The organism is Shewanella sp. ULN5, from assembly GCF_030731885.1.
Classification (GTDB): domain Bacteria; phylum Pseudomonadota; class Gammaproteobacteria; order Enterobacterales; family Shewanellaceae; genus Shewanella; species Shewanella holmiensis.
Genome location: NZ_JAPJEE010000020.1, coordinates 1 through 17,982 on the forward strand (window position 1 = coordinate 1; position 17,982 = coordinate 17,982).

The window sequence follows — 17,982 nt, forward strand, 5'->3', positions numbered from 1 at the left end:
CACCAAATGCCATGAATGTTCCTCAGTTTTTAACCTATCTCATTATTTTTATTCATTCTTTTGTGGGGATTCGTCAGACTCTGACCCCACTTTTCCGCAGAGTCTGAGGAATTCCCTCTTATCTTTAGCGTGACACACGAAAAAATGGTCAGTTCTACTAATAGCTCTCAAACTATAAAGTAGAAGCTTGCATTTTTATATTGTAATTACATATAAAACAACAACTTAAGTTTTGGCATGTTTTTCGCTGATTGATGTTTAATTTCAAAAACTCATAAGGTTATTTTAATGAAAAAATTATCCGCTTTAGTCTTTCTAGCAACCACACTGTTAATAGGGGCTCAAACTGTTCGTGCTGAAGAGCCAGCGCAAATTATGTTACTGGGTACTTTTCACTTTACTAACCCTGGTTTGGACACGGTAAAAACGTCTGTGCTGGATGTTACCTCTGCTGACAGTCAGCAGTATTTACAAACCTTCAGCCAAAAACTGGCGAAGGATTTTACCCCAACAGATGTTTTGCTGGAGTGTCCTATAAGCTTTCAGGGTAAGCTTGATGAGCAATATCAACAGTATTTAAAAGGCGAATTTACACTGCCAGTGAATGAGAGTTATCAACTCGGATTCAGGGTGGCTAAAGCCGCAGGCGGTAGCGCCGTGCGCTGCTTCGACGAGCAGGACATACATTGGAATGCTGAGCAGCTGTTTGAACAAATGCCAAGAAAGGCACCGGCCATTCAAGCGGCTTTTGATACCTTGATTGCGGAGGTTACTGCCCAAAGTAACGAAATGCATCAGACATTGAGCCTGGCAGGCGTGTTGCGTGCGATGAATTCAGAACAACAATATCGGCTGAATCAATCCATTTACTTACTCAGCAATGAAGTGGGTGCTGGGGATAACTTTGTTGGCGCAGATGCTTCGGCAAGTTGGTGGCACAGAAACTTTCGCATGTATGCCAACATTCAACTAGCGGCCAGCCCGGGCAAGCGAGTTTTGGTGATTGCTGGGCAAGGCCATATTGCTGTTATCAAAGATTTTCTGGCCAATGACACTCAGCGCAAAGCGGTGTCTGTTGACAATTTTTTATAATATTCACGTGTTTGCTCAACCAAGTTGCTGTGTTTTTGACCTGGTTGGGCAATGCTGCGGTTCTTGGTTTGAGTGTTTCCCTAACAGAATAACGGGGGGCAGTGAGGCTTCAGCAGCCTCAAAGACTTATGTTTATCAGCCGCTTAACTGCCCTTTTAGCTGTATCCTTGGTGCTACGTAGTGATGTAGTACCAAGGTTCTCGTTTAGCATTTGAACGAAACTACTTACTTCGTCTAGACCCAATTTCTCCACTCATTTACCCACCACTTATCCCACGATTAATCAATCACAAGTTCTTTGGCTTTCACGTTTACTTTTACGTGCCTCTCCAAGGGCGAAATTAGCAAATAGATGACTCCCGCAATCACTGAAACGCTCGCCACAATAGTCAATAATTCTTGCATCGGTAAAGTACTAATTTATCCTGCTACCCCTGGTATTAAGTTACCCAGCGATGCGCCCATAAACCAAATACCCTTCTGAATGATGCCATTTGGCGGTGAACTCAAGTTTATTCTCAGCATCAACTTCAACTTTTGCCTCAACCGTAACTTAAGTCTTATTCTTAAAGAGATACCTTTTGGCGGCTCACTTGGTTTCTACCTGCTTTTTTAGCTTGGTATAAACAGCGATCGGCTAAGGTTAAAAGCTTGGTTTTATTAACTAGATGACGCTGATTGGCACTAACACTTACCACCCCAGCTGATGCTGACAGGTACCCGGTTGCTGAATCGCTATGCTCAATCTCGAGCCGCTTAAGCTGCATGGGGAGATCTTCAAGCCAGTGCTGATTTTGATTTGAACTAACAGAAACCAAAATAAATTCTTCGCCACCAAAGCGCACCACCATATCGGCACCTTGGATTGAAAGTAACTGGGCAAAGCTGACCAAGGCTTTATCGCCCATTAAATGCCCGTAGCGATCATTATATTTTTTAAAGTGATCAACGTCGATCATAGCCAATGAAAGGTACTGCCCCTGTTTTAAATTATGTAACAGAGTCGAGAATTGCTTTTCGAAATTATAGCGATTATGAATTCCTGTCAACTCATCAGTTTGCGCCTTTTGTGCTTGAATTAACTCGTATTTATATTGTTTTCTCAGCAGCACATCCGTTTGATATTGCATCGCGGTCATGATGGCAACTGTCATCACATAGAAGTTTATACTCCAAATGATATCCACCTCGGTGTTGAATTGGATTATAAGCAGAGCGACACCCAGCAACAGCCAAATAATGAACTTTTGCCCTAAGTGAAGTATGGGAATGGCTGTAATAAAAATGGCTGACAGCATAGGGCCGCCTTCATGAAGCTCTTGATGATTAATAGCATAGCTATAAAAGAATAAACCATTGATGAGGGTAAACAGTACCGCAAAAAATAACATTATCGAATCAAGGTAACAGGCGGCTGATTTTTTAATACTGAAAATCATTACCATTGCAATTATGAGGCTGATGATACGGGTTAAGATATCGGTGAAAGTATAATTAGCGGCTGCAAATGAAGAAAGGGTAAAAAATAGCAACACCGTAATTAAGATGTAACTCATCATTTCTGCATTTGTGCGTGAGCGTTGATTTAAAGATTGTTGAAATGATAGTTCTGCCTCTTTATCTAACACCCACTTAGCAGGTAACCATTTCATTATTGAATTCCTTCGATTAATACTGCAAGAAACGACTAAAACCTTCAGTTAGCATTATAGTATTAGTTAATTTTTAGTCAGTCTATAATTATTGGCAACCACAACTCCACTAATATTCACACCTAGTCACCTTTCTGATTATAGCTATAAAAACAATTACTTATACCAACTAACTTGTTCAATATCAACTTAACAAAAACAAAAAAACGACCAGAAGGTCGCTTTTTAAATGCTTTTACACAGAATACTTCAATGAAGCCCACTACCACCATAATTGCGTCGCTGGCGATGATAAGACAATGAAGTTTGAGGTTTTCGCCGCGGAGTTGACTGGTGTCAATGAGCAGCGAAAACCTTAAACTGAAGCCGTATTATCAAGCCTAAGCAGCAATTATTCGTAATCAGATAGTGGTGCACAAGAACACATCAAATTACGATCCCCATAAACATCATCAATACGGTTCACCGTTGGCCAGAACTTGTTGGCCTTAACTGATGCGGTTGGGAACACGGCCACTTCACGGCTGTATGGGCGTGAGTCAAACTCTACATCCATAATGTCGGCCATGGTGTGTGGTGCATTGTGTAATGGGTTGTTGTCCGCTGGCCACTCGCCTGATTCCACTTTAGCAATCTCAGCGCGAATAGAAACCATAGCTTCGATGAAGCGGTCTAACTCTACTTTCGACTCTGATTCTGTTGGCTCAATCATTAGCGTGCCCGCTACTGGGAAGCTCATGGTTGGGGCGTGGAAGCCGTAGTCGTTTAGACGCTTAGCGATGTCCATTTCAGTCACGCCTGATGCTTCTTTTAGCGGGCGTAAATCTAAAATACATTCGTGGGCGACGCGGTCATTACGGCCAGTAAATAATACTGGGTAGTATGCTGATAGCTTTTTCATCACGTAGTTAGCATTTAACAGCGCTGTTTGCGTAGATTGAGTTACGCCTTTAGTGCCTAACAACTTAATGTACATCCAGCTGATAGGTAAAATGCTGGCGCTGCCGTATGGCGCGGCAGAAACTGCGCCGTTGTTGTCGCTTTCACGACCAGGCTTAACCACAACGTGACCCGCTACAAATGGCGCTAGGTGTGCTTTAACACCAATTGGGCCCATACCTGGACCACCACCGCCGTGCGGGATAGCAAAGGTTTTGTGTAAGTTTAAGTGCGATACGTCTGCGCCGATAAAGCCAGGAGAAGTTAACCCAACCTGTGCGTTCATGTTGGCACCGTCTAGGTACACTTGACCACCGTATTGGTGAACAATTTCACATACTTCGCGGATGGATTCTTCATACACACCGTGGGTAGATGGGTACGTGATCATGATGCACGATAAGCTGTCTGCAAGCTCGCTTGCTTTAGCGCGTAGATCTTCTAAATCAACGTTACCTTCTTTATCACAGGCGGTTACTACCACTTTCATACCTGCAAGCTGTGCAGATGCTGGGTTAGTACCGTGTGCCGATTGTGGAATTAAACAGATATCACGGTGCGCGTCGCCGCGAGACTCGTGGTACTTTTTGATGGCTAATAAACCAGCGTATTCACCTTGTGCACCAGAGTTAGGCTGGATACAAACTGCATCGTAACCTGTGATGTTAACTAGGTAGTCTGATAACTCAGTAATTAACTGAGTGTAGCCTTGCGCTTGGTCTAACGGACAGAATGGGTGCATGTTAGCAAATTCTGGCCAGCTAACTGGCAGCATTTCTACTGCAGCGTTTAGCTTCATAGTACATGAACCCAATGAAATCATTGAGTGGTTTAATGCTAAATCTTTGTTTTCTAAACGCTTGATATAACGCATCATTTCAGTTTCGCTTTGGTAGCGATTGAATGTTGGATGGGTTAATACTGCGTCTTGACGGATAAGCGCCGCTGGAATGGATGAGCTCGCATTAGCAATCACTTGTGCATCTAACGCGCCAACGTCTAAACCATGGCCTGCGCCTAAAATCACATCAAATAATGCCGCAACATCGGCACGTACTGTGGTTTCATCTAAGCTGACACCAAATACGCCGTCGGCGTCGATACGTAAGTTAATACCTGCAGCAAGTGCACGGGTATTGATAGCTGCTACGTCTGCGCCTGCAACACTGATGGTATCAAACCAAGTGCTGTTTACTAGGTTTAAGCCTTTAGCCTGTAAGCCTGTTGCTAAGATATCTGTAAAACGATTAATGCGTGATGCAATCGTTTTTAAGCCTTGTGGGCCGTGGAATACTGCGTAGAACGATGCCATGTTGGCAAGTAAAATTTGCGCAGTACAGATGTTTGAGTTGGCTTTTTCACGGCGAATATGTTGCTCGCGCGTTTGCATGGCCATACGCAATGCTTGGTTACCACGGGTGTCTTTTGACACACCAATGATACGACCTGGCATTGAACGCTTGTGCTCATCACGGGCAACGAAAAATGCAGCGTGTGGTCCACCGTATCCCATTGGTACGCCAAAACGTTGTGCACTACCAAATACCACGTCTGCGCCCATAGCGCCTGGTGATTTAAGTAACACTAACGACATGATGTCAGCAGCAACAGTAATAATCGCTTTGCTTTCACGTAAGGTAGCAAATAGCTCTGTGTAATCAGTAATTTGACCGTGACGGTTTGTGTATTGGAACAATGCACCAAATAGCTCGTAGTTAACGGCTTCATGCGCTGGGCCTACTACAACTTCAAAACCAAAACATTCAGCACGGGTTTTAACCACGTCTAATGTTTGTGGGAACACATCGTCGGCAACGAAGAAAGTATTGGCTTTTTTCGCTTTCGACACACGCTTAGCGAGTGCCATGGCTTCTGCCGCTGCGGTGGCTTCATCTAATAATGATGCTGATGCTAAATCAAGACCGGTTAAGTCCATCGACATTTGTTGGAAGTTAAGAATAGCTTCTAAACGACCTTGGGCGATTTCTGGCTGATAAGGCGTGTACGCTGTATACCAACCTGGATTTTCAAACACATTACGCAAAATAACATTGGGTACTTGTACGCCGTAATAACCCATACCGATATAGTTTTTGAACACTTTATTTTTATCGGCAATGTTACGGATGTAGCTGATACCTTCAGCTTCACCACATGAATCACCAATGGTTAATTCTTGCGGTAAACGAATTTTACCCGGCACAGTTTGCGCGGTTAAATCTTCTAACGATTCAGCACCAACAAAGTTCAACATTTCTTGTTGTTGAGCAGCATTAGGGCCAATGTGACGCGTTAAAAATAATTCGTGCTGTTCTAATTGTGTAAGCGTTTGCTTGGTCATGATTAACCTTGTTCCAAATTTGCCAGTAGTGGGCTGTAGGGCACAGTTACTGGGTATGTGTGAAATAGTGGTACGTGTGAGTGGGTGTTATACGTCGATATCTTCCAAAAAGTGTTTTTTTGTTGATATTTTTATCTAATGACGTGTTACAGCGCGCCACACAAAACAAAGAAGCTCCCGAGGGAGCTTCTCAGTGCCGACAAGATTTACTCTTCGTCGATAACTTCTTGATAGCCTTCAGCATCTAATAGACCGTCTGCTTCAGATGCATCAGATGGCATAACGCGGAAGAACCAACCATCGCCAAATGCATCGCTGTTAACTAACTCTGGCGAGTCTTCTAAGGCTTCGTTGATGGCAATCACTTCACCAGAAATTGGCGCATAGATGTCAGATGCAGCTTTAACAGATTCAGCCACAGCACAGTCTTCACCCGCTGTAACCGTGTCACCCACTTCTGGTAATTCTACGAATACCATGTCACCTAATAACTCTTGAGCGTGCTCAGTAATACCTACTGTGTAGCTACCGTCAGTTTCAAGACGGATCCACTCGTGTGAAGAAGCATATTTCAAATCTGCTGGAATGTTGCTCATTGTCGTTGTCCTTTAATCTGGTTCTGTAATCTGTTGTAAAAAATTGTCCAGCTAGCCAGACATGATCCATGCCTAGCAAACTGCTTAATTTAGAATGCTTGTTTGCCGTTACGTACAAAGCTTGGGGCTATCACTTTTACCGCAACGCGTTTTTTACGCATTTCAACTTCGGCAACTGCACCAATACCATTTGGTACACGCGCCATGGCAATAGAATAGCCTAAAGTTGGCGAGAAAGTCCCGCTGGTGATCGCACCTTGATGCTCTACACCGTTTTCGTCGGTGAAAAACACTGGCATATCATGGCGTAAAACGCCTTTTTCTTCCATAACCAAGCCAACTAATTTGTCGGTACCCGCAGCTTTTAATTGGGTTAATGCGGCGCGACCAATAAAGTCACGATCGCTTGGCTCCCAAGCTACGGTCCAACCCATGTTAGCAGCAAGTGGGTTAATGCTTTCGTCCATGTCTAAACCGTATAGGTTCATACCAGCTTCTAAACGTAATGTGTCACGAGCGCCTAAACCACATGGACGCACTTCTACATCTAATAGCGCTTGCCATAGAGCTTCTGCTTCGGTTTCTGGCACGATAATTTCGTAGCCAGCTTCACCGGTATATCCTGTGGTAGCAATAAATAGGCTGCCAGATTGCACTCCAAAGAATGGCTTCATGCCTTCAATTGCAGCATTTTGCTCGGCATTAAATACTTTAGCCGCTTTTGCTTTAGCGTTAGGGCCTTGCACGGCGATCATTGCTAGCTCTGGGCGCTCAGTGATGGTGACATCAAAGGCAGCAGCTTGCTTGTTGATCCATGCTAGGTCTTTTTCACGGGTCGCTGAGTTAACCACAACACGATAATGGGTGTCAGTTAAGTAGTAAGTAATAAGGTCGTCGATGATGCCAGCGTTTTCGTCTAGCATACCGCCGTATAAGGCTTTACCTGGTACGGTAAGTTTGGCGACATCGTTAGCTAAAAGCTTACGTAAGAATGCACATGCATCAGTGCCAGTCACATCGACCACTGTCATGTGTGACACGTCAAACATACCCGCGTCTTGACGAACAGCGTGATGCTCTTCGATTTGCGAACCATAGTTAATTGGCATTTCCCAGCCGTGGAAATCCACCATCTTGGCGTTCGATTCTAAATGCTTGTTGAAGAGTACCGTTTTGCTAGCCATTCTTATCCCTTATTGTGGGTAGTGCCATGTTAAAAACACAGCCTAGGTATTTGCTAAAATTCGGCCAAAATTATACTCGGCAGAGTTGGATTGTATACAAAAAAATTTTCTAATCCGACCGAGTCATCATTAGTTTAGCTAATGCGACATATGTAATAAATTTACAACCCTTTTAGATAAAAATCATCTATAGGGCTAGATCACCTGATATATAAGCGATTTTAAAGATTCTCAAGATGAAATTGATTCACGACACAGTTTAGGTAATGTCATCTTGTTGCCCATGGCCTGTCTGACGAACACTGTTTTCAGACCAGCAACATTATCAACCAGTGATAATCCGATGTCGCGGATGGCTTTCTTCAATGGATTGCGTCCAGCAAACAGGCGTTTGAAGGCTTCCATGGTGGCAATCATTTCCATCGCCTCGGCTTTTCGCCAGCGCTCTAAAGCGCGTAAATGACGATAATCTCCAATATCTTTGCCTTGCTCATGCAACTCTGTCACGGTTTGAATAATGCTGGCGGCATCTAAAAAGCCTAAGTTAACCCCTTGTCCTGCCAATGGGTGTATCGTGTGGGCCGCATCTCCGGCTAGCACTAAACGATGGCGGGCAAAATGACGCGCATAACGCATACGTAACGGAAAGGCATGGCGCTCACTGACCACTTCACACACACCTAAACGACTGTCTAAAGCCGCAGTTAACGCATGACCAAACGTGACATCATCTAACGCTAACAATTGCTCGGCATGTTGTGGTGACGTTGACCAGACAATTGAACACAGATTGTCTTCATAAAGAGGCAGCATGGCCAGTGGACCGTCGGGTAAAAAGGCCTGACGAGCGGTGGCATCATGGGCGAGTTCGGTGCGCACTGTGGCAACAATGGCATGGTGGCCGTAATCCCAAAAAGTTAATGGAATTTGGCATTGTTGGCGTACCCATGAATTAGCACCATCAGCACCGATAACTAACGCGGCTGACATATTGTCACCATTTTCAAGGGTTAACCATGCTTCGCGTTCGCCAAATGCCACGCGTTGCAGTTTTTGTTGTTCGATATGGGTGATATTGCTGAGCTCGCTGACTCGTTTGGCAAGTGCAAAGCTAATGGCATCGTTTTCAATGATCGCCCCAAGATGGTTTTCGCTGATGGCGTGGGCATCAAATTCAATTTTACCTATGCCGTCTTTGTCCCATACCATCATTTTTTGATACGGGCTGACGCGGCTGTGGTCAAGGTATTGCCATGCACCAAGGTTAATGAGCAGCTGTTGGCTGGCTTTATTAATGGCGCTAACGCGCAGTTTAGGCTCACCGCTAGGGGCTTGTGTGCTACTAGCATCAATGACCACCACCTTTAAATTGGCTTCGGCTAAGCCAATGGCGGTCGCTAATCCCACCATTCCGCCACCGACAATGGCAACATCAAAAGTTTGGCTGGTATACATAGCAGTGTCCTTTTAAAGCATCAGTGAAAAAGTAAATCGGTGCATAATCTTGGCGTATAGGAATTACAGGTTAACGCCAGCCCATGGCGATTTGTGCCACAGGCCGTTTTAGCGGTGGCAACCATGACAGTAACCTTAACCCCAATGAGCGCCCTGCCACCAGTGGCCAATGTTGATTTGAAAAGCCACGCACTAAAAATTCGATATTGCGCAAAGTACTGTGACGATCGTTCTGACGTGCGGCCAAATATTGATGGACAATCTCACTGGAGCCAACATCAAAAGGAACTAGGTTACCCTGGGCGTTATCGTCAACCTGTTTAAGTGCAGTTTCAATCACCTGGATCAGCCCAACAACATCGCGCAAGCCTAAATTAAACCCTTGTCCAGCAATGGGGTGCAGGGTTTGCGCGGCATTACCAACAAACACACAACGGTGGAATATAGGTCGCGCCATTGTGGTTAAGGTTAACGGGTAAGTCACGCGCTTGCCAACCTGGGTAAAGCGCCCTGCCCGATTGCCAAAAGCCTGTTGTAATTGCTGTAAAAAGTCAGCTTCATCGGCCTGTGCCAATTGCGCAGCCTGTTGAGGTGAAACCGCCCACACCAGAGATAATCTGGCATGGCCTGATGTACGCAGCGTTTGGCCTTTTACCGCAGGTTGATTGCTCATGGGTAATAAGGCTAACGGGCCGGTTTCAGTGAATCTTTCATATGCCCAGTGTTGATGCGGTTTGTCGGTTTCAACATTGGCGACAACAGCACTTTGCTGAAAATCAATTTGTTCGGCCTCTTGCTTTAACTGTTGGCGCACCACTGAATTAGCACCGTCTGCCGCCACCAGCAATTTAGCACTAAGGGTAATACCATTATCTAAAGTTAAGTAATGGCCGTGCGCGTCACTGGTGAGTTGGCTAAGTTTAGCGGGGCAGAATAAGGTGATATCTGCTTGTTTAAGTTGTTCAAATAGCACCTGTCCGACTTGAGCGAGCTCAACCACCTGACCGAGTGCCGATAGGCCCAATGGCTTGGCGTTCAGTTCGGTCATACCAAAATGGCCGCGATCTGAAATATGAATATCTTGAATTGCTGTGCCTAAATGGCTTAGCGCAGGCCAAATGCCTAAGCGATTGAGTTCAAAAATAGAGCCGTGGGCTATAGCAATCGATCGGGCATCAAACCCAGGGTGACTGTCGTCGGCTTGCTGCGCTTCAATCAGGGCGATAGATAGTGGTTGTGCTCGGCCTTGATTGAGCTTGGCAAGCCCTAACGCTAGGGTTGCGCCAGCCATGGCGCCGCCAATAATGACAATATCAAAGGGTTGCAATGCTGCTGATGCTGAATTCATATCTCAACTCAATCGCTTATGTATTATATGGCTAAATGATTAGTGAACGGTTTGAGTGGTTTCGGTATTGTCCATTTCCGGCTCTGGGCCAAACTCGGAATAACATAAAATAGCGGCCATCCGCACAAACTCTTGTAACTCAATATAAGCTGCTTCTGACTCTTCATCGTCGCCTACATCAAATTCTACCTGAGCAATTTCAGCAAGATCTTTAATCACTTCTTTTACGTCGTCTGATGCCTGATTCAATTTAGGCTGAATAATGGCAATACCCGTTAAAAAGCTTTGGGTCCATAATGATAGCGCTTCTACGCGATGCGATAGCGACACTTCTTCTTCAGGCAACAATAAGGTGAAGCCGAATTCAAAATCAACCAAACGGGTGACGGTATCTTGGTAAAGCTCGGTGATCAGTTGGAGTAAGTTGCTTTCTAGTGCCTTACCATCATTCATTAAATCTATTAATGGGCCAACCCAAGTTTGGTTATCCTGTTCAACACCACCACAGATTAAGCCGACCAATGCACCGTGAACTTCTACTGGGTGCTGGCCAATTTCGGCGGCGTCGAGGGCTTTTTTAAGGTTGTCGATACATAATGAAGGTGGGATTGCCATGGTACTTTCCTAAAGGGCGATAACTTTCCCAATGCTAGCAGAGTTCGCTATTAGCGCCAAATACTTGCAGCCACGATGTGAGATAAAAGCCAGATTTGCTCAGACATACAGCAAATAGATAAAAAGGCGCCTGCTTGCCTTGCGCTTTTAAATCCACACCTATATAGTTCGGCTTTAACAATATATGCTTTTTTTATAAAGGATCTTGCCGCGACGTTATGAGTACCAGCGCTGTTGAAATAACCCTTTTAGGGCGCACCTACTCCATCGCATGTCCAAAAGGACGTGAGGATAACCTACGCTCAGTGGCCAGAGAGGTTGAGGCACAGCTCACCAATCTTAAAACCCGTACCAATAGTTTAAGCCGCGAAGAATTAGCCATTATGGCCGCGTTAAATATTGGTAATGAATTGTTTGAAGAAAAGCAGAAAAATAAACACTATATGGCGCAAATGGACGAGCGTATTTCTTTGTTACAATCTACGCTTGAAAATTCGTTGATTGAACGAAGTCGCAAGGACGACTAAAATCAGTTTTAGATATTTGCCTTAAGCAACTATCAACCTGTTTTGCTCCCTGGGATATGCGTGTGTTGGTAATGTCCCTGTGCCGATATTTACAAACCCAGGGTGAATGCTTTCATTGACATTGTGCATGCTCGGCTCGTATCGAGAAGCCTTAGGATATGAACATTTACCCGCCTTGAACCTACGGTTCAAGGGCTTACACCAGCCACGGTATTCTGGGGAGCATCCTAATTTATGACCATCACTCGCTACATGAACACTGCTGAAACACCAGTAGGGTTATCATCGGCTAAAACCACCTATTTCTCGTCTATTAATAAACACTTAGACAGTGCTAATCAGGCATTGTCTGCAGTGGATGCTGATAATCAGCATGTGAATATCGACAACCTAGCCCATCAAGACTCTGGTTTTGAATTAAGCAAACAAGAGCGCTATGCCCTATTTGATAGCCAGGGAATGGGCCGCGATTTCATTCGCCGTCATATTCGTGAAGAACGTAAAAGCTTTACCTCAGCTGAGCAACATCAATTAGCATTAATTGCTAGCCGTCATATGTTGGCAGAAATTCAGCAACAAAATGCCCAACATGTGGCTTTGTATTTCAGCCACGATGGTGAATTGGCCACTGAAAAATTGATTGAAGCCTTATGGCACATTGGGGTGAAAACCTATTTGCCAATTATTCATCCTTTTTGCCCTGGACACTTATTGTTTTGTCACTACCACAGTGAGTCGGTATTAGTGAGAAACAAGTTTGGTATTTCTGAGCCGAAGCTGAATGTACAAGACGTGCTCCCAACACCTAAACTAGACATGATCGTCACCCCATTAGTGGCATTTGACGGTGCCTGTAACCGTATGGGCATGGGCGGCGGTTATTACGATAGAACCTTGAAACACAGCGTAGACAACAAACCTTTTGCGGTTGGATTTGCCCACGACTGCCAACAGGTGAGCCATTTGCCTGTTGAGTGTTGGGATGTACCATTGCCATTAGTGATCACGCCAACTAGACGCTTAGCCCGTAACTAAATGCGCAAGCTAAGCACGAAAGTGCTAAGGCTTGTGTAGCGTAAAGATAAAAATCCCCAGTACATTTGCTGTATTGGGGATTCTTATTTTATAGCTTAGTAAAACTCACTCAATAATAGCAAAGTGATTAACCTCAACTCGGGTTTAGAGATGGGCTCAATAACCTGAACTCTGGTTACTTAGCTTATTAATGCTTTTTCCAGTGCTTGACTGACATCGGCAATAATATCGTCGATATGCTCAATGCCCACTGAAATTCTAACTAAGTCTTCCGACACTCCCGCTTTAGCTAGTTCGGCTGCATCGAGTTGTCTGTGGGTGGTACTGGCTGGATGACAGGCTAATGATTTGGCATCACCAATGTTGACTAAACGTAACACCATTTGTAGCGCATCAATAAACTTACCGCCCGCCACTTTACCGGCCTGCGCATCTGCCGCTTTAATACCAAAACTGATAATACCTGAAGCTTTACCACCCGTGATTTTTTGGCAACGTTCAAACTGTGGACTATTTGGCAATGCTGCATAGTTAACCCAACTCACTTGTGGGTGTGTGTCAAGATACTCAGCCAACGCCAAAGCATTACTGCAGTGGCGTTCCATGCGTAAGCTAAGGGTTTCTAAGCCTTGCAGTAATAAAAAGGCACTTTGAGGCGATAACGCTGCACCGGTGTTGCGCAGTGGTACTACGCGACAACGACCAATAAAGGCCGCGGGACCAAATGCTTCGGTATAAACCACGCCGTGATAAGACGGATCTGGCTGGTTAAGTAGGGCAAAACGCGCTTTATTAGCAACCCAATCAAATTTACCGGAATCAATAATCACCCCACCAATAGTGGTGCCATGGCCGCCGATATATTTGGTTAATGAATGAATAACAATATCGGCGCCGTGATCAAATGCGCGGCACAGCACCGGAGTGGCCACAGTATTATCGACCACTAGCGGCACCCCATGTTTATGGGCAATATCGGCTAAACGCTGTAAATCGACCACGTTACCCGCAGGATTACCAATCGACTCACAAAATAAGGCTTTGGTTTTATCGTCTATTAGGGCTTCAAGGCCAGCATAATCATCATAAGCGGCCATGCGTACTTCCACGCCTTGGCGTGGCAATGTGTGGGCAAATAAATTATAGGTGCCACCATATAATTGACTGGTGCTTACGATGTTATCACCCACCTGAGTTAAGGCTTGAATCGCATAAGTAATTGCCGCCATACCTGAAGCTACGGCTAATGCCGCAATACCGCCTTCAATGGCGGCAAGACGCTGCTCTAATACATCTGTTGTGGGATTCATTATGCGGGTGTAAATATTACCAGCCACTTTTAAGTCGAATAGATCAGCACCATGTTGGGTGTCATCAAAGGTATAAGAGGTGGTTTGGTAAATGGGCACGGCTGCTGCCTTGGTGGTTGCTTCAGATTTATAGCCGTGGTGCAGCGCGAGCGATTCGAGTTTCAAATTTGCCGTTGACATAATACCTTCCTTTGATGATAAGCAGTGTGAATATTGCACTGATATTCACACTAGCAAATAGCCATCTAGAAGTCTAAATATTTTATTTGTAAATTGCTCTCTAGCATTACATTAACTGCCGCCCACCATCAACCGCATAGCTACGGCCAGTGACATAGTGGCTTGATTGCAGGTACTCCACTAGGGCGATAATTTCCTGATTTCCGGCTTCTTTTGGCAATATGGCTTTAGCTAACGCATTAGCTTTATAAGCATCATCATCGTGTTCGTTAAATAAAATCATCGCGGGCGCAATAGAGTTAACTTTAACGTGTGGTGCAAGTTTGGTGGCAAAAGATAAGGTTAAATTGTGAAGTGCTGCTTTACTGGCAGCATAGGCGATGTGTTTTTTGCTTCCCTTTTCGGCTACATAGTCAGTGATATGAATAATATTACTGGCCCCTATCGCATCGTTATTTAGTTGAGCGCTATTTATTAATAAGTCGGCCAATGCCAAGTTTATTTCATAGGGTGCGTTCACATGGACCTGCATCATGCGATTAATGGTTTCGCCAGGGCTTAATGAGTTGTTGTCGGGTAACCAATCTGAAGCGTTATGAATAATGCAATCTAAACGCGCAGCACCGTTAACCTGCTCAATTAAATTGGCAATTGAGGTACTCTCGGTTAAATCACATTGGATCAGCGTTGCGCCTAATTTACGTAACTGCTCTATGCTGTCGTAGTGACTGCGATAAGTACCAATAACGTTATCCCCACGGGCTAAAAAGTACTTTGCGAGTGCATAGCCTATGCGTTTACCTACGCCTGTAATCAATACCGTCTTATTCATATACTTCTCTTATTCATCAGGATAGATTTGTTATTTTTCATTACCTTAGCATATCGACAAAGTCGCATACTAGGGACTGTTGTTAATAACCCACACTACCGTGAACGTAATACAGTTCGATGACAGTACATTACGCTGGCAAGCTTGATTAGGTTTAAAATTTTATGCTCAAACTAGCATTAATCCAACGTTTGACTGATCAACGCTGACTTACAGCATAAAAAACAGTCCCATGCTGATCACTATCGTTAACAGGGTATTTTTAGTAAACCACGCCAGCAATGTGGCAACCAAAGCGCAGATGAGATAAGGATTAGAAAGCGATAAATCCAGTTGATTATTTGGGGCAAACACTATTGGCGCAAAAATAGCGGTTAACACTGCGGGGGCGGAATAACTTAAAAACGTCAGTGTTTTTTGGCTTAATCTAATCGGTACTCTCGGTTCAAGTAACGCATGACGACTGGCAAATACGATGATTGCCATCAATATTATGGTTAACCAAATCATCATTTTGTCTCCTCAATTGACACGGGCGTATCTGGTTTATCTGATCCAGCCGAATCATGCACTGACTCTGCGGTAATACTAGCGTAACCGTACCCCGCAAACATCCCCGTAAGCGTGGCAATTAATAATCCTGATTGTATTTCTAACACTGCGCACACCACTGCCAGCACTAACGATACCAACACACAAATCAATACCGAGGGCTTAGTGACGCTGGGCACCACAATGGCAATAAAAGTGGCGGCAATGGCGAAATCGAGCCCTAATTCACCCAAGTTATCAATATTTTGCCCTGCAACAATGCCAATGAAGGTTGCAGTATTCCAACCTAAATAAAAGGTTAATCCACCACCTAATGCAAACCAGCGATCAAACTTGTGTTGCTGCCCCTGATTCGCAATGGCAAATAGCTCATCGGTTAATAAAAAACCCAAGGATAAACGCCATTTTAATGGTAATGGGCTAATGCGGTGACGCATTGCCATGGCATATAGCACATGGCGTGAAGTGATCAATAAGGTGGTGATAAGAATACCGCTTAAACCAACGCCGGCTTTTATCATCCCTAACGCCACTAGCTGGGCGCTACCGGCAAAAATAATCGCTGACATGGCTTGACTTTGTAAGCCAGTTAAACCTGTTTCAAGGGCAAGCGAACCCGCTAAGATACCCCAAGGGATAACCGCGATAGTTAACGGCATGACCGCCAGTGCACCAAGCCAATATGACTTAGCGCGGCTATGGTTTTGAGCTTTAATATCATTTGCAGATAATGGCAATGGCATTCCTTGTAAAAATGAAGAATCGATTAACCGTAAGATTGAATCAAATTGAGTTGAATAAGGTAAAGCTAACTTAACCTAACTGAATTCGATAAAAAAAGCCCCTGATAAAATATCAAGGGCGAGGTGTTGTGAGCGGATTTGAGAATATTTAACCTTACGTTAAGGCTGGCGTTGTGTGTTTTGTTGCTGAAGTAATAAAGCCGTCAGTTGATCAATTTTTGCATGCAGCTGTTTTATTTCTGCCGCTGTTGCGGGCCTATTTTCATTATCAGCAACTCGTTCACTTGTTGGCTCCAATCCATTAGGCGCTGTTATGCTGCCAACATTTTCAGTGGTCAATATGCCCTGCTGCTCAATGGCGAATTGCAATTTGGCTTCGCTCATTAAACGGCTTTCTTCACTCATCACATCTAATACCGTGCCCACCATCATGTTTAAAAAGGTAAAGGTCGTCAGGAAGATAAAGCTTAAATAAAACATCCAGCTGAGTGGGTATACGGCCATGGTTTCGTACATAATAGATGTCCATGATTCGAAGGTAGAAATACGAAACAAGGTCAACATGGCAATAGACACATCTCCCCATAAAAATGCATTAATATGCCCGAATAACATGCTACCCACTGCGCCATAAATATAAAAAATCACAAACATCAGTAACACTATGTAGCCCATGCGTGGGATAGCTTTAAATAAGGCATTAATCAGCATTCGCAGTTCTGGCACCATAGACACTAAACGCAACACGCGGAAGATTCTCAATAATCGTGCTAATAATACGGTTGAACCTCCTAATGGAATTAAGCTGCCAATCACAATCACAGTGTCAAAAATATTCCAACCCTTAGAGAAAAAGCTTTTAGGTCCGTCGCTAGCTAGGTAGCGAATAATTAACTCGAAGAGAAAAAATACCGTAATACCGATATCTAGCACCAGTAAGCTTTTTTCTAGCCATGGCGGTAAATGATAGGTGTGAGCACCAATCGATAATGCCGACACCACAATGACAAAAATCACAAAGCCCTGGAAGGCCTTACTTTGATCAATGATTTTAAGTTTATTTTGTATGGCGGTAACAGACATAAAAATCAGCGCTCCTGCAAACATAAGTACAACGGATAAAATGTTGCAGGAGACTACAGAGCTAGGCTTAATTTTGCCTTAAAAGTGGTGAGAATAAAGTTCTAAAGGTAAACCGTCAGGGTCATTAAAAAACGTGAAGCGTTTTTCTGTGTATTCATCAACCCTAATTGGCTCTACATCGATATTGTGTGACACCAAATACGCGACAACCTGCTCAATATCATCAACCTTAAATGCTAAGTGGCGTAACCCTTGTGCCTCCGGATAACTGGGGCGAACTGGCGCATGGTTAAACGAGAAAAGCTCAATTTGGCTGCCATCGGGTAAGGCTAAATCCAACTTATACGAGTCCCGTTCAGCGCGATAGTTTTCAGCTAAAATAGGCAAACCAAGTATGTGATGGTAAAAGTGCTTCGAGCGGGCGTAATCGCCACAAATAATCGCCACATGATGAATACCCAGTAACATAAAAATTCCATTGCAAAGCATGTGAATGCT

16 protein-coding genes and 1 other RNA gene are annotated in these 17,982 nt (G+C 44.2%); 4 read left to right on the plus strand and 13 right to left on the minus strand.

From position 1 onward, the window contains the following. Positions 1-288: 288 nt before the first annotated feature. Complete coding sequence (locus ORI98_RS15775) at positions 289-1,092, plus strand: DUF5694 domain-containing protein (protein WP_306135868.1); 804 nt, start codon at positions 289-291, stop codon at positions 1,090-1,092. A gap of 566 nt (positions 1,093-1,658) precedes the next feature. Here the strand turns inward: ORI98_RS15775 and ORI98_RS15780 are convergent. The 7 genes from ORI98_RS15780 to ORI98_RS15810 form a co-directional block, all read right to left on the minus strand. Further along, positions 1,659-2,744 carry a GGDEF domain-containing protein gene (locus ORI98_RS15780; RefSeq protein WP_306135869.1) on the minus strand — a complete coding sequence of 362 codons (1,086 nt, stop codon included), beginning with the start codon at positions 2,742-2,744 and terminating at the stop codon, positions 1,659-1,661. Positions 2,745-3,135: 391 nt separating this feature from the next. Next, positions 3,136-6,024 (minus strand): aminomethyl-transferring glycine dehydrogenase, encoded by a 2,889-nt coding sequence (gcvP, locus tag ORI98_RS15785; protein ID WP_306135870.1) that lies wholly within the window; start codon positions 6,022-6,024, stop codon positions 3,136-3,138. A gap of 206 nt (positions 6,025-6,230) precedes the next feature. After that, complete coding sequence (gene gcvH / locus ORI98_RS15790; RefSeq protein ID WP_188840860.1) at positions 6,231-6,620, minus strand: glycine cleavage system protein GcvH; 390 nt, start codon at positions 6,618-6,620, stop codon at positions 6,231-6,233. A gap of 89 nt (positions 6,621-6,709) precedes the next feature. Further along, positions 6,710-7,804, minus strand: coding sequence for a glycine cleavage system aminomethyltransferase GcvT (gene gcvT, locus ORI98_RS15795; RefSeq protein ID WP_306135871.1), 1,095 nt, complete (start codon positions 7,802-7,804; stop codon positions 6,710-6,712). 231 nt (positions 7,805-8,035) lie between these two features. Further along, the gene (locus ORI98_RS15800) at positions 8,036-9,259 is read right to left on the minus strand and encodes an FAD-dependent oxidoreductase (RefSeq protein WP_306135872.1); all 1,224 of its coding nucleotides are present in this window, start codon (positions 9,257-9,259) and stop codon (positions 8,036-8,038) included. Between the two features lie 70 nt (positions 9,260-9,329). Next, a complete protein-coding gene (gene ubiH / locus ORI98_RS15805) occupies positions 9,330-10,607 on the minus strand; it encodes a 2-octaprenyl-6-methoxyphenyl hydroxylase (RefSeq protein WP_306135873.1) in 1,278 nt (425 codons plus the stop codon). Positions 10,608-10,646: 39 nt separating this feature from the next. Then, on the minus strand, positions 10,647-11,222 hold the full coding sequence (locus ORI98_RS15810; RefSeq protein WP_261298718.1) for a UPF0149 family protein: 576 nt from the start codon (positions 11,220-11,222) through the stop codon (positions 10,647-10,649). Positions 11,223-11,440: 218 nt separating this feature from the next. Here ORI98_RS15810 and ORI98_RS15815 point away from each other — a divergent pair, with 218 nt between their 5' ends. The 3 genes from ORI98_RS15815 (at position 11,441) to ORI98_RS15825 (ending at position 12,784) form a co-directional block, all read left to right on the plus strand. Beyond that, entirely contained in the window at positions 11,441-11,749 is a 309-nt protein-coding gene (locus ORI98_RS15815; RefSeq protein ID WP_188840865.1) for a cell division protein ZapA, read from the plus strand. Between the two features lie 43 nt (positions 11,750-11,792). After that, a non-coding RNA gene (gene ssrS, locus ORI98_RS15820) (6S RNA) lies at positions 11,793-11,975 on the plus strand. A gap of 8 nt (positions 11,976-11,983) precedes the next feature. Beyond that, a complete protein-coding gene (locus tag ORI98_RS15825) occupies positions 11,984-12,784 on the plus strand; it encodes a 5-formyltetrahydrofolate cyclo-ligase (protein WP_306135874.1) in 801 nt (266 codons plus the stop codon). A 179-nt stretch (positions 12,785-12,963) separates the two neighbouring features. Here ORI98_RS15825 and ORI98_RS15830 read toward each other — a convergent pair whose 3' ends face one another. From ORI98_RS15830 to ORI98_RS15855, 6 genes are all read right to left on the minus strand, one after another. Beyond that, positions 12,964-14,259: an O-acetylhomoserine aminocarboxypropyltransferase/cysteine synthase family protein gene (locus ORI98_RS15830; RefSeq protein ID WP_306135904.1), complete on the minus strand. Its 1,296-nt coding sequence runs from the start codon at positions 14,257-14,259 to the stop codon at positions 12,964-12,966. Positions 14,260-14,380: 121 nt separating this feature from the next. Next, positions 14,381-15,106 (minus strand): dihydromonapterin reductase, encoded by a 726-nt coding sequence (gene folM, locus ORI98_RS15835; RefSeq protein WP_306135875.1) that lies wholly within the window; start codon positions 15,104-15,106, stop codon positions 14,381-14,383. 210 nt (positions 15,107-15,316) lie between these two features. Next, positions 15,317-15,616, minus strand: coding sequence for an AzlD domain-containing protein (locus ORI98_RS15840; RefSeq protein WP_261298775.1), 300 nt, complete (start codon positions 15,614-15,616; stop codon positions 15,317-15,319). Further along, positions 15,616-16,374, minus strand: a complete 759-nt coding sequence (locus tag ORI98_RS15845) for an AzlC family ABC transporter permease (RefSeq protein WP_371931182.1) — start codon at positions 16,372-16,374, stop codon at positions 15,616-15,618. Before ORI98_RS15845 ends, ORI98_RS15840 begins: the two co-directional genes overlap by 1 nt. Before the next feature lie 186 nt (positions 16,375-16,560). Then, positions 16,561-17,484 (minus strand): ion transporter, encoded by a 924-nt coding sequence (locus ORI98_RS15850; protein ID WP_306135877.1) that lies wholly within the window; start codon positions 17,482-17,484, stop codon positions 16,561-16,563. 78 nt (positions 17,485-17,562) lie between these two features. Beyond that, a complete protein-coding gene (locus tag ORI98_RS15855) occupies positions 17,563-17,952 on the minus strand; it encodes a VOC family protein (RefSeq protein WP_261298723.1) in 390 nt (129 codons plus the stop codon). Between the last annotated feature and the right edge of the window lie 30 nt (positions 17,953-17,982).

What these genes read in the sequence shown, in the direction of transcription:
- ORI98_RS15775 (WP_306135868.1), top strand. Translation starts at nt 289, where the DNA reads ATGAAAAAATTATCCGCTTTAGTCTTTCTAGCAACCACACTGTTAATA.
- ORI98_RS15780 (WP_306135869.1), bottom strand. Translation starts at nt 2,744, where the DNA reads ATGAAATGGTTACCTGCTAAGTGGGTGTTAGATAAAGAGGCAGAACTA.
- gcvP (WP_306135870.1), bottom strand. Translation starts at nt 6,024, where the DNA reads ATGACCAAGCAAACGCTTACACAATTAGAACAGCACGAATTATTTTTA.
- gcvH (WP_188840860.1), bottom strand. Translation starts at nt 6,620, where the DNA reads ATGAGCAACATTCCAGCAGATTTGAAATATGCTTCTTCACACGAGTGG.
- gcvT (WP_306135871.1), bottom strand. Translation starts at nt 7,804, where the DNA reads ATGGCTAGCAAAACGGTACTCTTCAACAAGCATTTAGAATCGAACGCC.
- ORI98_RS15800 (WP_306135872.1), bottom strand. Translation starts at nt 9,259, where the DNA reads ATGTATACCAGCCAAACTTTTGATGTTGCCATTGTCGGTGGCGGAATG.
- ubiH (WP_306135873.1), bottom strand. Translation starts at nt 10,607, where the DNA reads ATGAATTCAGCATCAGCAGCATTGCAACCCTTTGATATTGTCATTATT.
- ORI98_RS15810 (WP_261298718.1), bottom strand. Translation starts at nt 11,222, where the DNA reads ATGGCAATCCCACCTTCATTATGTATCGACAACCTTAAAAAAGCCCTC.
- ORI98_RS15815 (WP_188840865.1), top strand. Translation starts at nt 11,441, where the DNA reads ATGAGTACCAGCGCTGTTGAAATAACCCTTTTAGGGCGCACCTACTCC.
- ORI98_RS15825 (WP_306135874.1), top strand. Translation starts at nt 11,984, where the DNA reads ATGACCATCACTCGCTACATGAACACTGCTGAAACACCAGTAGGGTTA.
- folM (WP_306135875.1), bottom strand. Translation starts at nt 15,106, where the DNA reads ATGAATAAGACGGTATTGATTACAGGCGTAGGTAAACGCATAGGCTAT.
- ORI98_RS15840 (WP_261298775.1), bottom strand. Translation starts at nt 15,616, where the DNA reads ATGATTTGGTTAACCATAATATTGATGGCAATCATCGTATTTGCCAGT.
- ORI98_RS15850 (WP_306135877.1), bottom strand. Translation starts at nt 17,484, where the DNA reads ATGTCTGTTACCGCCATACAAAATAAACTTAAAATCATTGATCAAAGT.
- ORI98_RS15855 (WP_261298723.1), bottom strand. Translation starts at nt 17,952, where the DNA reads ATGTTACTGGGTATTCATCATGTGGCGATTATTTGTGGCGATTACGCC.